The organism is Kitasatospora sp. NPDC002543 (assembly GCF_053594915.1).
The window spans coordinates 1-13579 of the sequence record NZ_JBSFWR010000001.1 but is presented as its reverse complement, the minus strand read 5'-3'; the positions used below and the strand labels follow the sequence as shown (position 1 = coordinate 13579).

Below are 13579 nucleotides of genomic sequence, written 5' to 3'. Positions count from 1 at the left end.
TATCGCTCGTTCACTGCTTCTCGGCCCACTCGACCAGCTCGATCACCACCCCGTTCGGGTCGGCGACCTGGAAGATCTTCTCGCCCCACGGCTCCTCGCGCAGCGGCAGGGTGATCACGACCCCCTCCTCGCGCAGTCGCCGCTCCTCGGCGGCGATGTCCTCGACGACGAACGCGAGCGCGACGCCGTCCGCGGTCCGGTGGCGCTGCTCCTCCGGCAGGACTTCGAGGCCGCGCCGGAGGTAGACGACGTCGACCCCGCCGCCCGGGTGTCCGAGGGAGACGAAGCCGTCGGCCGACATCTCCTCGGTGTAGCCGAAGTGCCGCTGGAGGAAGGCGGCGGAGGTGGTGACGTCCTCGACGGTCAGGGAGACGGCGGTCCTGGTGATCTGCAAGGCGGAGAACCCTTTCGTCAGCGCCCGGGCGGTTATCCCGTACGCAGTACACTATACATAGTACGGAGAATTGCGCCAGGGGTTTCCGCGAAGACCCCTCCGGGCCGGGAACGGCGGAGGGAGGCTCCCCGGGCGGGGAGCCTCCCTCGGAGGCCGGTGCGGTGCGCGTCAGTAGACGCAGGGGATCCCGCCGTCGGACTGGGCGTCGACGGCGGGGCCCTGCATGGGCAGCGCGGCGGCCGGGTCGGCCGGGGCGCCGGGGGCGGCGCCGGCCGGAGCCGCGGGCTGGTCGGCGGCCACGCCGGTGAAGGCGGTGCCGAGGGTCACGGTGACGTGGTCGGCGGCGGTGGCCGCGGACTCGGTGGCGGTCACGCCGTAGCGGGCCGCGACCTGCCCGGCGGCCTCCTTGGCGCCCTTGCCGTAGGTGACGGTGGTGGTCTTCGGCCGGGTGGCGGCCGGGCCGGTGCGGCCCTCCTTGAAGCCCAGCCCGGCGAGGGCCTTGGCCTCGGCGGCGGAGGTGACCCCGGCGGCCGAGGAGGCGTTGTAGACGTCCACGGTGACGGGCCCGGCGACGGCCGGGGGCGTGGTGGCGGCCGGCGGGGCGGCGGGAGCCTGGGCGCCGGGCGCGGCGGAAGCGCCGCCAGGGTCGGCCGGAGCGGCGGCCGGGGCGGCGTCGGCGTAGCCGAAGAGCTGCTTGACCACCTTCTGGACCTTCGCCGGGGTCACCAGGTTGACGTCCTGGCCGTTCCTGGTGCCGAACCCGTCGAAGGTCAGGGTGTTGAACTCGACGTTGCCGCCGGTGAGGTTGGGGGCCTGCTGGGCGAAGTCGAGGACGTTCCACTCGTTGTCGATGACGAGGTCCTTCTGCATCACGCCCATCAGCTCCTGCATCTTGCCCAGGTCGCCGATGACGCCCTTCTGCTTGAGGTTGTGCACCACGGAGGATATGAAGGCCTGCTGGCGGTGGGTGCGGGCGAAGTCGCCGGTGTTGCCGTCCGGGCCGTCGAGGTTGTGACGCTGGCGGACGAAGGAGAGCGCCTGCGAGGCGTCGAGCTTGTTGATGCCCTTGTGGAAGTCGGCGCCGGAGCCCTGGCCCTCCATGGCCGGGTCCTTGGTGTCGTGGGTGAGGCAGACCTCGATCGGCTGGAGGGCCTTGGCGATGTCGTAGAAGCCCATCAGGTTGACCTCGGCGATGTGGTCGATGGGCTGGTCGAGGAACTTCTGCACGGTGCGGATGGTGGCCGCGCGGCCGATGTCCCGGCCGGCCTTCTCCAGATCGGCGCCCTTGAGGCCCTTGGCGCGCAGGCCGGGGTCGGCCTTGTCCTTGGCCGCGCCGTAGGCCTCCTTGATCTTGGCCATGCCCAGCTGGGAGCCGTCGGCGTTGTAGGTCATCACGTAGTCGTCGCGGGGTATCGAGACGGCCTGCACCTTGCCGCCGTTCGCCGGTATGTGCAGCAGGATCAGCGAGTTGGTGTTGTAGCCGCCGATGTCGGAGCTGTGCCCGGCGTGCAGCTCGTCCTGGACGAACGCCGGGTCGATGTCCGAACCGTCCATGTTCTTGCGGCTGTCCAGGCCGATCAGCAGCAGGTTGACCGAGTTGTCGAGGTGCTTGGGCGCGTCCTTCTTGGTCTCGGCGATCACACCGGAGGTGGTCATCCCGTCGGTGAGCTGCTTGTACTCGTACCAGACCACCCCGCTGGCGGCGAACACCGCCAGACCGACGGTGCAGGCCAGCACCCGGCCCGCCACCAGCAGGGGGGAGGGGCGGCGGGCCGCGCCGCCGCCGTCGGTCCCGGCGTTGTCAGCCATGCTGCCTCCTCCTCGCCCGGACCAGCCGGACCGCGATCACGATGACGGCCGCGACCGCGGCCCCGGCCATCACGGGAAAGCCGTGCACCACCCACTTCGCGGCGCCGGTGGCCAGGCCCTTGCCCCGGTACCGGTCGCGGTGGGCGGCCAGTTCGACGACGGCCGTCACGCCCAGGACGACCAGCGGCGAGGCGGCGAGCACCCACCACCAGCCGTTGCGGCCGCTCAACGCCGCCGCCAGGCCGGTGCCGAGCACGGCGGCCGCGGCGAAGGCCGGACCCGGGCCGGAGCCGGAGAGTTCGTCGAACGCGGCGCCGGCCAGCGGCAGCCCGAGGGCGAGGGCCGCGGGCAGTGCGGGGCCGCCGGGCAGCGGGCGTGGGTGTCCGACCGGCCGGTCCGCCGCCCGTCGGCGCGTCCGCTGGTCGCTGGACCGTCCTCGCTGCCCCGCCACACCCTCACCCCGGTGTTCCCGTGTTCCGCGCGCCGCCGTGGCGCGTGCGCCCGGTCCCGTCGGCCGGCCCTTCGGTTCCTTGTTCCGTCGGTCCGCGAGTCCGTTCGTGGCGCTGCCGTTCCGGACGCCGGTATCCGGCCGGCCGGTTCCTCGCGGACCCGGCCGCCCCGCGGTCGGGGAGGGACGCTTCCGTTTCACCTCTACACGGGTGTAGAAGTCGTACGCAGCATAGAGCACGCCTGTTCGGTGGCAAGTCCGGGTTCGTCGTGGCCCCGGACGAACCCGGCCGGACGGTTTCCGAGCGGGCCGGACGACGCGCCGGCGGAGGAGGAGAGGACCGTGGCGACCACGGGCGGAGCGGGACGGCCGGAGAAACGCAGGGCGATCACCCGGGCCGCGACCACGGTCTTCGGGCGGGAGGGGTACGTCCGGGCCGGCATGGACGCCATCGCGGCCGAGGCCGGGGTGTCCAAGCGGACGGTCTACAACCACTTCGCGGACAAGGAGACCCTCTTCCTGTCGGTGGCCCTGCAGAGCTCGGCGGAACTGACCGAGCGGATCCGGGCACTGACGGCGGAGCACCTCGACCGGGTGACCGACCTGCGCCAGGGCCTGACCGACTTCGCCGTCGAGCGGGCCCGCGCCGTGCTGTCGGCGGGGGAAACCGGGGATCGCGGGGCAAAGGCACACGAGGACCACGAGGACCACGGGGACCACGAGGACTACGAGGACCACGGGGCGCTCGACCGGGCGATCCGGGCCGAGGTGGCCAACATCCCGGCGGACGTCCTGGAAGCCTGGCAGGAAGCCGGTCCGATCGCCCGCCGGCGCGAGCTCGCGCGGTGCTTCGGGGCGCTCGCCGACCGCGGGCTGCTGGTGGCCGAGGACGCAGCCCTCGCCGCCGAGCGGTTCACCCTGCTGACCTTCCACGGCATCGCCGAGCGCTCCTTCTGGGGAGCGCTCCCGGTGGCGGACGCGGAGGTCCGGCGGATCGCGGCGGTCGGCGTGGACGCCTTCCTGCGGATCCACGGCACCCCCCGACCCGCGAGCGGGGGGTGAACCACGGGCGGGGCGGCACCCTGCCGCCCCGCCCGGAGTCCGTACGGATCACTTCCAGTTCAGGCCCTTGCCGAGGGTGTACGGCTCGCCCCAGTACTCGGCGCCCGCGACCTTGGACGCCTCCGGGGACATCGCCACCGCGCAGGAGGTGGCGGACTGGCCGTTGGTGAAGCCCTTGGGCAGCGACTCGCTCTTGCACTTGGGGAAGGAGCCGATGACCATCAGCTCCTGCGCCTCGGTGCCGTCCGCCAGCAGGCCCTTCATGTGGTTGACGCTGGTGTAGGAGAGGTCGGTGCCGCCCGCGTTGGTGACGCTGTAGTGGACGTAGTACGGCACCAGGCCCTTGGCCTTGTCGCCGAGGTTGAGCGAGGCGAGGTCGGCCGGGTCGCCCTTCTCGATCGAGGTGACCGCGAGCGCGATGGTGCCCTTGGTGCTGCCCGAGCTGAACGGGATGGTGGCGGCCTCCCCGAGCTTCAGCGTGGTCCCGGCCGCCGGGGCGCTGCCGGCCGGCGCGGGCGCGGCGGCCGTACCGGAGGCGGCGCCGCCCGCCGGGGCGGCGGCCGAACCGGAGGCCGCCGGGGTGGTGGCCGCGGCGCTCGGCGAGGCGGCCTTGGTGGCGGGCGCACCGGTCGCCGGCGGGGTCGTCGCGGTGTCGGACGACGCGGCGTCGTCGTTGCAGGCGGTCAGGGTGAGCGCGCCGACAGCGGCCAGCGAGGCCAGGGCCAGGGCGTGGCGACTGCTGCGGATGGGCTTCACGTGATGTCCCCCGTGGTTGCGGACCCCCGGTGTCGGTGGTCCTCCTGAGGGACGTTCATAGCGCGGCGCGAACGTCCGGGGCCACGGATTCGGCGTCGCCCTGACGTTGTCGTGACGAGTCCCTCGCGCGGCTGTGACAAGGGATATCGAGTCGTGATCAACCAGCGGGCCGGGGGCGGCGAGACGCGCTCCGTCGGGTGGTGCGGGGGCTGTGCGGCACTGGTGCGGGCCGGGTGAGGGGCCCGTGGGGGAGCGGTGACCGGTCGTCCGCGATCCTCCCGACGGGCCCTGGGACGGGCCCTGGGACGGGCCCCGGGACGGGCCCCGGGACGGCGTCAGGACACCGCGGCGAGCACCAGCTCGTTGTAGGTGGCGGCGGTGGTGAAGCCCAGCCGCTCGTAGAGCCGGACGGCCGGGGCGTTGTCGGTGCGGACGTTCAGGCCCAGGTGGTCGGTGGTGGCGGCCAGGTGGTGGCAGAGCGCGGTGACGCAGGACCGGGCGAGACCGCGGCCGCGGGCGTCGGGGTGGGTGGTGACGTTGCCCAGCACGGCGACCCGCTGCGCGGGGGAGTGCACGTGCACCCCGGCGACGGCCAGCAACCGGCCGCCCGCGCGGACCCCGACGTAGCCGCCGCCGGCCAGCATCCGGGGGTCGAACCAGGAATCCGGGTACGACTCGGCCAGCAGGGCGCGGACGTCGTCGGCGTCACCGGGCCCCAACGGCAGGGCTCCGTGGGCGGTCCCGGCCGGGAGCTCCGCCGTGAGGAGCATCCGCAGCAGCGGGGTCCGGCGCTCGACCGCGTAGTCGGGCGCGAGGGCCCGCTCGGCGCCCTCCGGCAGCCCGGCCACGAGACGGCGCGGGAGGAAGGGGCGGAGGTCGCGCAGCAGGGCCTCCATCGCCGGCACTCCGGCGGGCCGGGCGAAGGCCTGCAGGACGGGGGTGTCCCCGCCGCTGTAGAGCAGCGCGACCGGCCCGTCCCCGGAGTCCGGGGAGGTGGTGTACCAGGTGGTGTTGAGCCAGAGGACGTCGTCCAGGTCGCCGAGCTCGAAGAGGTGCAGCGCGGGGTCGGTGCGGAACCGGGCGGCGAGCCCGGCGCGGTCGTGCAGGCTGGTGAGGGGCACGCGGACGAGGATAGGCCGGGTCCGCCCCCCGGTGTCGGGGAGCGGACCCGGCCCGGTGGCCCGTCAGCGCAGCAGCCAGCGCTGGGCCGGGGCGGCGGGGTCGCAGGGGACCGTCCTGGTGGCGTGGCCGATGCCGTCGGAGGCGAGGCACTGCCCGGTGGCCGCGCTGCGGATCAGGTACCAGCCGCGGTCCGCGTCGGTCAGCCGCCACTTCTGGCTGGCCGGCATCCAATCGCCGGCCGGGCGGTTGAGGCCGTCCGCGCCCCCGGGGGTGTCCTGGAGCCGGCTGTAGCCCGTCGGCGTTTCCAGGTCGACGACCTTGGTCGAGGAGGAGTGCTGAATGGCCGTGGTGCCGTCGCAGTACCCCCAGAGCGTCCAGCTCTGGGCGGCGGACAGGTCGTTGGGCGAGTAGACCTGGATCCACTGGCCGTTGGCCTCGTTGTTGTACGGCAGGTCGAGGACGCCGGTGACGCCGTTGTAGACCTTGGCCGGCGCCTCCACGGTGGGCGGCAGCTCGCAGCTCGCCGCCTGCGCGGCCGGCGCGCCGGCCACGACTGCCCCCGCGACGGCCGTGACGGCGCCCAACGAGGCGAGGAACCTGCGGGTACGGGTGGTGGTGCTCATCGGTGTGCTCCTTCTTCTGGTGGGGTGTGAGGTGGGGCCGGTCGTGTTGTGTCAGACCTCCTGGGTACCGTCGGCCGTGTCGGGCTGAGGTGCGAAGGAACCCGGAGGACGCTTCGTTGGCTCAGAAGATGTGCGTCGGTCCTGCATGCGATCGGCCTGGAACCCGTCGGAGTCTGTGCGCAGCCCACTACGCCCAGCTGAAGCGGGGCGTGCGGCTGAGTCCGGTGCGGCGCAAGAGGGCACGTGCCGCATGCGGCTACCCGGGGTGCGGACTGATCGCGGAGACGGGCTCACTGTGCAAGCCCCACCAGCTCCAGCAGCATCGTGACGGGCAACTGAAACCACTTCGCGTGTGTCGGGTCGGCCCGGTGAGCGCGGCCTGTGAGGTCGTGGCGGGCGGCGGCCATGCGCCCGAGGGTCTGCTCTGCAAGTGCACCGAATGCACTCGTGACTACCGGAAACAACTCCACATCAGGTCGCGCTACGGGCTCTCGTGGGAGGAGTACACCGGGCTGTTCGAGTTCCAGGGCGGCCGGTGCGCGATATGCGGACGCACGGAGCCCGGAGGGAAGGGGGTCTGGCACGTCGATCACGACCACGGGTGCTGTCCCGCGTCGTCGGGATCCTGCGGACGCTGTGTGCGTGGGATCGTGTGCAACTCGTGCAACAGCTCCGGACTCGCCTGGTACGAGCGGCTCCCGCAGCAGCTCCGCACCTTTGATCTGCTGAACGGCTACCTCTCCGATCCGCCGGCCGTTCGGTTCCGGACCGTCCGGTGACGGTTCCCGATCGAGGGATCAGACCATGCCGAAGGTCTGCACGTAGCGGCCCCAGTTGCCGCGCCGGCGGGGGGCGTAGCCGATGCCGATGAAGTTGTAGTCGGGGTTGAGGATGTTCACCCGGTGGCCCGGGCTGTTCATCCACATCTGCATGGCCTCCGGCACGCTGTTGCCCGGGGTGACGTTCTCGGCGGAGGCGCGCGAGACGAAGCCGGCGGCCGCGATGCGGTCCCAGGGGGTGCTGCCGTCGGTGCCGTTGTGCTGGGTGAGGTCGTGCGAGGCCATGTCGTTGGCGTGGCGCTGGGCGGCGGCGCTGAGGCGGTCGTCCAGGCGCACCGGCGGGGCGCCGACCCGGCCGCGCTCCGCGTTGACGGAGTTCAGCATCTCGGTGCGGAAGTCACCGCCGTCGGGCTGGGGCTGCGGTTGCGGCTGGGGCTGCTGCTGGCCGCCGCCGCTGACGCCGCCGGCCGGGACGAGCTGCCAGCGCTGTGCCGGGTTGCCGTCGTCCTGCCTGGCCAGGGTGAGGGGCGAGCCGGGGGCGGCCGCGGTGAGGAAGAGCATGCCGTCGTCGGTGCGGGTGGTGCGGATCCGGACCCAGTCGTTGTCGAGGGGCTCGAAGCACCAGTGCTGGTTGGGCTGGTTGTGCTCGTTGTACAGCCAGGTCTGGCCGGTGGAGTAGTTGTAGTCCATGACCATGGCCTGGCCGCCGGGGTGCTTGCCCGTGGTCAGCAGGGTCTCCAGCAGGAAGCTGCCGTTCTCCTTGGCCCAGAAGGTCCAGCTCTGGGCGGTGGTGCCGTTGGGGCCCCAGGACTGGACGGCGGTGCCGGCGGCGGTCTGGCTGGAGCGGACGTCGGCGACGGTTCCGTTGGCGGACTTGAGCGTCCAGTTCTGACCGTGCTGGGGGAGCGTGGGCATGGTTGCGCCTCTCGTCTGTGGTGCCGCCCCGGGCCGCGATCGCCGCGGTCCGGGGCCTGACGGGAGAGACGTTTCCGCACTGCGGTAGACGGGTGGTCAACGCGCGTAGCCCAGGCGCCCGTTGACCACCCGTCTACCGCTCCAGCTCCGCCCTGACCTGCGCCGATTCCTCCGCGAGCCCCAGCCGCTCGTAGACCTCCAGGGAGTCCGTCAGGCAGGCTCGGGCCTGGCTCGGGCGGCCGAGGCCGGTGAGCGCGGTGCCGAGGGTGCGCAGCAGGGCGGCCTCCAGGGCGGCGCTGGTGCGGCGGGCGAGCGGGAGGACGGCCTCGGCGGCGTCGACGGCGAGCAGCCAGCGGCCGGCCTCGGCGTGGATGCGGGCGGCGAGATCGCCGGCCGCGGCCGCGAAGACGGTGACCTGGAGGGCGGTGAACTCGTCGCGGGCGCCGACGGCGTGGGTGAGCGCCTCCTCCGGGTCGCCGCACAGCCGCAGCACCCGGGCGAGGTAGTAGCGGCCGGTGGCGGCGGAGACCGGGCCGGAGCGGCTCATCAGCAGGGCGCTGCGCTCGGCGGCCGCCCGGGCCTCGTCGAGCCGGCCGGTCCGGGCGCAGCTGAAGGCGAACTCGCCGAGCGCGCTGCCCTCGGAGCGCCCGGCCTCCAAGCGGCGGAACAGCCCGGCGGCGCGGCCGGCGTGCTCGGCGGCCTCGGCGAAGCGGCCGTGGACGCGGGCGTTGCCGCCGAGGGTGAGCAGGGCCTTGGCGAGGACCCGGTCGGTGCCGGCGGTGGCGCAGACCTCGACGGCCCGGTGGACCTCCGCCGCGGACTCGGCGTAGCGGTTGACGTGCCAGAGCATGGAACCGCGCACGTACCGGGCGAGGGCGAGCGGGCCGAGGTCGCCGCGGGCCTCGGCCTCGGTGGCGAGGCGTTCGGCGAGGTCGGCGATGACGGTGGTCTGGGCGCGTTCGGCGAGCACCGAGCTCATCCGGTCGGCGAGTTCGGCGGCGCGGTCGAGCGGCAGGGCCGGGTCGGCGCAGCTCAGGGTGATGACGGCGGCGTGCACCTCGGCCTGCTCGCGCATCCAGCGCACGGCCTCGGTGCCGTCCGGGACGGGCCGGCCGGGGTGGGCCACGGACACGTCGAGCAGGCTGAGCTCGACCGGGTCGGGCTTGCGGGCGGCGAGGTCGGCGTTGCGGGCGGTGGCGAGGCAGAAGTCGAGCAGCCGCCCGGTGGCCGCGGTGCGCGCGGCGGCGCCGTCCTCGGCGGAGAGTCGGGCGCGGGCGTAGGCGCGCACGAGGTCGTGGTAGCCGTACCGGCCGAAGCGGGGGGAGTGCAGGAGGTTGAGGTCGACGAGGGTTTCCAGGAGTTCGTCGGTCTCGGCCTCGCTGCGGTCGAGCAGGGCGGCGGCGCAGGGCAGGGGGATGTCGGGGGCGTCGGGCAGGGAGAGCAGCCGGAACGCACGGGCCAGTTCGACGTCCAGGCGGTGGTAGGAGAGCGCGAAGCTGGCCTCCACCGTCCGTTCGCCGTCGCTGAGTTCGGCCAGCCGGTGCTCCCGGCGCAGTCCTTCGGCGAGGGTGGCGAGGGTGAGTGCCGGGTCGGCGGCGAGCCGGGAGGCGACGATGCGGACGGCGAGCGGCAGCAGCCCGCAGGCCCGGACGACCTCCTCGGCGGCCGCGGGCTCGGCGGCGACCCGCTCGGCGCCGACGATCCGGGCGAGCAGCTCCAGCGCCTGCCCGGGCGGCAGGGTGTCCAGGCGCAGTTGGTGCGCGCCGGGCAGGCCGGTGAGCCGGTGGCGGCTGGTGACGAGCACGGCGCAGCCGGGGGAACCGGGCAGCAGGGGTTCGACGTGGGCGGGGGTGGCCGCGTTGTCGAGGACGACCAGGACGCGCCGCCCGGTCAGGGCGGAGCGGTACAGGGCGCTGCGCTCCCCGGTGTCCGGGGGAATCTCGCCGGGGGCCACGCCGAGGTCCCGCAGGAAGCCGGCGAGCACCGTGCCCGGGTCGGGCGGGGTGCGGTCGGCGCCGCGCAGATCGGCGAAGAGCTGTCCGTCGGGGAAGCGGTCGCGGGCCCGGCGGGCCGCGTGCACGGCGAGAGTGGTCTTGCCGACGCCGCCCATGCCGTCCAGGGCGGAGATCACGACGGCCCGCCCGCCGGCGCCGGCGAGGCGGTCGGTGAGGGCCTCGACCTCCTCGGTGCGGCCGGTGAAGTCGGGCAGGCCGGAGGGGAGCTGGTCGGGCGCCCGCCAGGTGTCGGCGGCGGGCTCGGCGGCGGCGGTGGCGGTCGCGGGCAGCAGGGCGGCGTCCTCGCGCAGGATGCGCAGCTGGAGCTCGGCGGGGGCGCGTTCGCCGGGGGGCAGTGCGGCGCGGGCGTCCTCGTACACGGCGAGCGCCTCGGCCTTGCGTCCGGCCTGGTAGAGAGCGCGCATCAGGACGGCGGTGAGCCGGGGGCGGCCGGGGTACTCCAGGGCGAGGGCGGCGATCGCCGCGGTGAGGTCGGTGCGGTCGCCGAGGTCGGCGTCCAGCTCCAGTTCCGTCTCCTTGGCCGAGATCCGCTGCTCGGTGAGGCGGGCGCGGACGGCCTCGGCGTGCGGCCCGGGCAGTCCGGCGAGCGCCTCGCCGACCCACAGCCGGTGGGCGCGCCGCAGCACCTCCCGCACCTCCTGCGGTGGCGCCGCCGACTCGCGCAGCCGTCCGGCCTCGGCGACCAGCGCCTCCCAGTCGGCGGCGTCCAGCTCGGCGCCGGGTGCCCGGAACGCGTAGCCGTCTCCGACCCGGACCAGCGGCATCAGCTCCGGGTCCTCCCCGGTGTACGGCCGGAAAGCGGCGCGCAGTCGGGAGACGGCGAGCTGGACGGCCTTCCGCGGATCGGCCGGCGCGGCTCCGCCCCACACCCCCTCGACCAGCACCGGGACGGACACCGTGCGCCCGGCGGCGGCCAGCAGCACGGCGAGCACGGCCCGCTGCTGCGGCCGGCCCAGCTCCAGTTCCCGCTCGCCGCACCAGGCCCGCAGCGGTCCCAGCAGTCCGAACCGCAGCCCGGATCCCCCCATGTCACCCATGTCCCGTCCCCGAAGAGTCGTTCTGTGCCGGGATCCCGCCAGTTCCGTCCGGACGGCGGGGCCCCCATACCCCGGCGGCCTATGCTCTGTCACAGATTGTGCACCGGATCGAGGGCTTCGAGGGGTGGGCTGTGGGGCTCGTTTTCAGCCTGCTGGGGCCGCTGCGGGCCCGGCAGGACGGTCGTGAGCTCGACCTCGGCCGACCGCAGCAGCGGGCCGTGCTCGCGGCGCTGCTGATTCCGCCGGGGCAGCTGGTGCCGACGGATCGCCTGGTCGAGGACCTGTGGGGGGCGGACGACGCCCGCTGGCCGAAGGACCCGGTCGGGCAGATCGGCACCCATGTCCACCGTCTGCGACGCGCCCTGGGCGAGCCCGGAGTGCTGGTCGGGGCGGCCGGCGGCTACCGCCTGGAGGCGCCGCGGACCGCGGTGGACCTGTTCCGCTACGAGGCCGAGGTGGCCGAGGCCGTCGCGCTGCGTCACCAGGACCCGCTCCGGGCACGGGAGTCGCTGGCGCGTGCGCTGGGCTCCTGGGAGGGGCCGCGGGCACTGGACGGGGTGCCCGGGGCGTTCGCGGACCGGGTCCGGGAGCGGCTGGACGCCGGCCGGTTCGCGGCGGTGAAGACGCTGCTCGGCCTGGACCTCGCGCTCGGCCGGCACGCCGAGGCGCTGGAGCCGCTGGCCGGGCTGGCCGCCGAGCATCCGCAGGACGAGGAACTGCACCGGCTGCACCTGCTGGCGCTGCACCGCTGCGGACGGACGGCGGAGGCGCTGGCGGGGTACGAGGCGCTGCGGGAGCGGCTGGACGGGGAGCTCGGGCTCGAACCGGCCCCGGCGCTGGTCGAGCTGGCCGAGCAGATCCGGCGCGGCGAGGCCCCGGTGCTGCTGCGGCGGCTGCCGAGGCCGAGCCAGCTGCCGCCGGACATCCCCGACCTGGTCGGGCGGGCGGGGCAGGTGCGGGAGGCGGAGCGGGTGCTGCGGTCACCGGGGTCGCCCGTGCTCGGGCTGTCCGGGCCGGCGGGCTGCGGCGCCTCGGCGCTGGCGGTGCACGTGGCGCACGCCGTCCAGGACGCCTACCCGGACGGCCGACTGTACGCCGGAGGCGGCGGGACGAAGGCGGTGCTCGCGGGCTTCCTGCGGGCGCTCGGGGACCGGCCGGCGGCGGACGCGGGCATCGACGAGCTCGGTGCGCGCTACCGCGGGCTGCTCGCCGGGCGCCGGGTGCTGGTCCTGCTCGACGGGGTGGCCGAGCCGGCTGTGCTGCTGCCGGCGGTGGCCGGCTGCGCGGCGGTGGTGGCGGGCGCCGAACCGGGGGCGCTGCCCGACGGAGCCGTACGGCTGGCGGTCGGACCGCTGGAGCCGCACGACGCCTACGAGCTGCTGGCCCGGATCGCCGGCGCGGACCGGGTCCGGCGGGAGCCGGAGGCGGTGGCCGAGGTGGCCGCGCTCTGCGGCCACCTGCCGGTCCTGCTGCGGACGGCGGCGGAGCGGCTCGCCGCCCGGCCGCAGTGGTCGGTGGCCGACCTGGTGCGCTGGCTCGCCCTCCGGGGGGACGGGCCTGGGAGGCCGAGCCGGTAGGGCTCCTCAGTAGAGGTCGGACGAGAAATAGACCGAGCCGGGGCCGGGGCCGGTGTTGGCGGAGTGGGCGAGGCGCGGAATGATGCCGCCGCCCCAGTAGACGCCGGAGGTGCCGCCGGTGGTGACGGTCAGCCTGGCGTGCGGGTGGCCCTGGGTGCCGGTGTGCCAGCAGGGGGAGCCGTTGGCGGAGTAGACGACGAAGTTGCCGTCGACCTGCATGACGGCCTTGTAGCCGCAGCCGACGGTGCCGGTGGCCATCTTGACCTGGGTCCCGAACTGGTAGACGACGAAGTTGCCGTCGGTCTGCATGATCGCCCGGGTGGCGCCGGACTCGATGTACCAGCCCGGGTAGAGCGGCTCGTCGTCCCAGATCGAGACGTAGTCGGACTGCCGGTCGATCGCCGCCTCCGCGGTACCGGTCGAGGCCACCGTCCCGGCCACGGCGAGTGCGGTGGTGGCGGTGGCCAGGGCGATCGTGCGGAGGGCCGTCGTCGTCTTCATGTCCCCGTGTACCTCGTGGTTCTCTCGTGCGTTCGCGCCCACCGGGTCTCGGGGCGCCGTCAGGGCATGAGCGTGGCGGAGCGCGGTAGACAAACGATGAACGCCGCCGTTGAGGCGTGCGGGCCGGCCCGGGGCATTTGGCTTGGGCCCGGAGTAGGAGTACTGTCTCCTAGTCGCCTGACAGGGAGCACCGGACACGCAGCCGCGCGGACGGTCCCGGGGTGGCCAATCCCTTGAAACACCACTTCCCGGTTCTGGCCGGGTCGCTTCGTCGTTTTCGCGTCGCGGCCTGGTGCTTATTCGGTGTGCTCGTTTTATCGGGTTGCGGTCGGATTCGCTTTTCGGAGCGGGGATCGGCTAGAGTTTGAAACGTCGGACGGGGCGTCAAACCCCGGAAGACACCGGCGAGTTGGATGAACGAAGCCCCGGAAACGGAGCGGAAAACATCTGATAAGCTGGAAACACGAAAGAACGAAGCCCGGAGGGTCCGCTGGAAGGCGGTCCGAAGGAAGCGTCCGTTCCTTGAGAACTCAACAGCGTG

General features: G+C 74.1%; 12 protein-coding genes. 3 read left to right on the top strand and 9 right to left on the bottom strand.

All coding sequences use genetic code 11. The annotated features are described in order from the left end of the window. Positions 1-10: 10 nt before the first annotated feature. The 3 genes from ACWD4P_RS00060 to ACWD4P_RS00050 form a co-directional block, all read right to left on the bottom strand. Positions 11-394 (bottom strand): VOC family protein, encoded by a 384-nt coding sequence (locus ACWD4P_RS00060; RefSeq protein WP_359827813.1) that lies wholly within the window; start codon positions 392-394, stop codon positions 11-13. A gap of 168 nt (positions 395-562) precedes the next feature. After that, complete coding sequence (locus ACWD4P_RS00055; protein WP_449778061.1) at positions 563-2203, bottom strand: LCP family protein; 1641 nt, start codon at positions 2201-2203, stop codon at positions 563-565. Beyond that, the gene (locus ACWD4P_RS00050) at positions 2196-2654 is read right to left on the bottom strand and encodes a DUF6542 domain-containing protein (RefSeq protein ID WP_359831584.1); all 459 of its coding nucleotides are present in this window, start codon (positions 2652-2654) and stop codon (positions 2196-2198) included. The genes ACWD4P_RS00055 and ACWD4P_RS00050 overlap by 8 nt, the downstream gene beginning before the upstream one ends. A gap of 339 nt (positions 2655-2993) precedes the next feature. Here ACWD4P_RS00050 and ACWD4P_RS00045 point away from each other — a divergent pair, with 339 nt between their 5' ends. Next, positions 2994-3713 carry a TetR/AcrR family transcriptional regulator gene (locus ACWD4P_RS00045; RefSeq protein ID WP_449778060.1) on the top strand — a complete coding sequence of 240 codons (720 nt, stop codon included), beginning with the start codon at positions 2994-2996 and terminating at the stop codon, positions 3711-3713. 48 nt (positions 3714-3761) lie between these two features. On the opposite strand, the gene ACWD4P_RS00040 is transcribed toward ACWD4P_RS00045, so the two are convergent. From ACWD4P_RS00040 to ACWD4P_RS00030, 3 genes are all read right to left on the bottom strand, one after another. Further along, the gene (locus ACWD4P_RS00040; RefSeq protein WP_449778059.1) at positions 3762-4469 is read right to left on the bottom strand and encodes a hypothetical protein; all 708 of its coding nucleotides are present in this window, start codon (positions 4467-4469) and stop codon (positions 3762-3764) included. 335 nt (positions 4470-4804) lie between these two features. After that, entirely contained in the window at positions 4805-5590 is a 786-nt protein-coding gene (locus ACWD4P_RS00035; RefSeq protein WP_449778058.1) for a GNAT family N-acetyltransferase, read from the bottom strand. A 63-nt stretch (positions 5591-5653) separates the two neighbouring features. Continuing rightward, on the bottom strand, positions 5654-6214 hold the full coding sequence (locus ACWD4P_RS00030) for an RICIN domain-containing protein (protein ID WP_449778057.1): 561 nt from the start codon (positions 6212-6214) through the stop codon (positions 5654-5656). A 368-nt stretch (positions 6215-6582) separates the two neighbouring features. On the opposite strand from ACWD4P_RS00030, the gene ACWD4P_RS00025 reads away from it, so the two are divergent. Beyond that, complete coding sequence (locus ACWD4P_RS00025; RefSeq protein ID WP_359829701.1) at positions 6583-6993, top strand: endonuclease domain-containing protein; 411 nt, start codon at positions 6583-6585, stop codon at positions 6991-6993. 18 nt (positions 6994-7011) lie between these two features. On the opposite strand, the gene ACWD4P_RS00020 is transcribed toward ACWD4P_RS00025, so the two are convergent. After that, entirely contained in the window at positions 7012-7908 is an 897-nt protein-coding gene (locus ACWD4P_RS00020) for a CAP domain-containing protein (protein ID WP_449778056.1), read from the bottom strand. Positions 7909-8041: 133 nt separating this feature from the next. Continuing rightward, positions 8042-10960: an AfsR/SARP family transcriptional regulator gene (locus ACWD4P_RS00015; RefSeq protein ID WP_449778055.1), complete on the bottom strand. Its 2919-nt coding sequence runs from the start codon at positions 10958-10960 to the stop codon at positions 8042-8044. 131 nt (positions 10961-11091) lie between these two features. On the opposite strand from ACWD4P_RS00015, the gene ACWD4P_RS00010 reads away from it, so the two are divergent. Beyond that, the gene (locus ACWD4P_RS00010; protein ID WP_449778054.1) at positions 11092-12537 is read left to right on the top strand and encodes a BTAD domain-containing putative transcriptional regulator; all 1446 of its coding nucleotides are present in this window, start codon (positions 11092-11094) and stop codon (positions 12535-12537) included. A gap of 6 nt (positions 12538-12543) precedes the next feature. Here the strand turns inward: ACWD4P_RS00010 and ACWD4P_RS00005 are convergent, their stop codons facing one another. Then, positions 12544-13038, bottom strand: a complete 495-nt coding sequence (locus tag ACWD4P_RS00005; protein ID WP_359829697.1) for a hypothetical protein — start codon at positions 13036-13038, stop codon at positions 12544-12546. Positions 13039-13579 lie beyond the last annotated feature (541 nt).

Coding starts and splice junctions, on each gene's coding strand:
- ACWD4P_RS00005 (WP_359829697.1), bottom strand. CDS start 13,038: ATGAAGACGACGACGGCCCTCCGCACGATCGCCCTGGCCACCGCCACC.
- ACWD4P_RS00055 (WP_449778061.1), bottom strand. CDS start 2,203: ATGGCTGACAACGCCGGGACCGACGGCGGCGGCGCGGCCCGCCGCCCC.
- ACWD4P_RS00020 (WP_449778056.1), bottom strand. CDS start 7,908: ATGCCCACGCTCCCCCAGCACGGTCAGAACTGGACGCTCAAGTCCGCC.
- ACWD4P_RS00015 (WP_449778055.1), bottom strand. CDS start 10,960: ATGGGTGACATGGGGGGATCCGGGCTGCGGTTCGGACTGCTGGGACCG.
- ACWD4P_RS00030 (WP_449778057.1), bottom strand. CDS start 6,214: ATGAGCACCACCACCCGTACCCGCAGGTTCCTCGCCTCGTTGGGCGCC.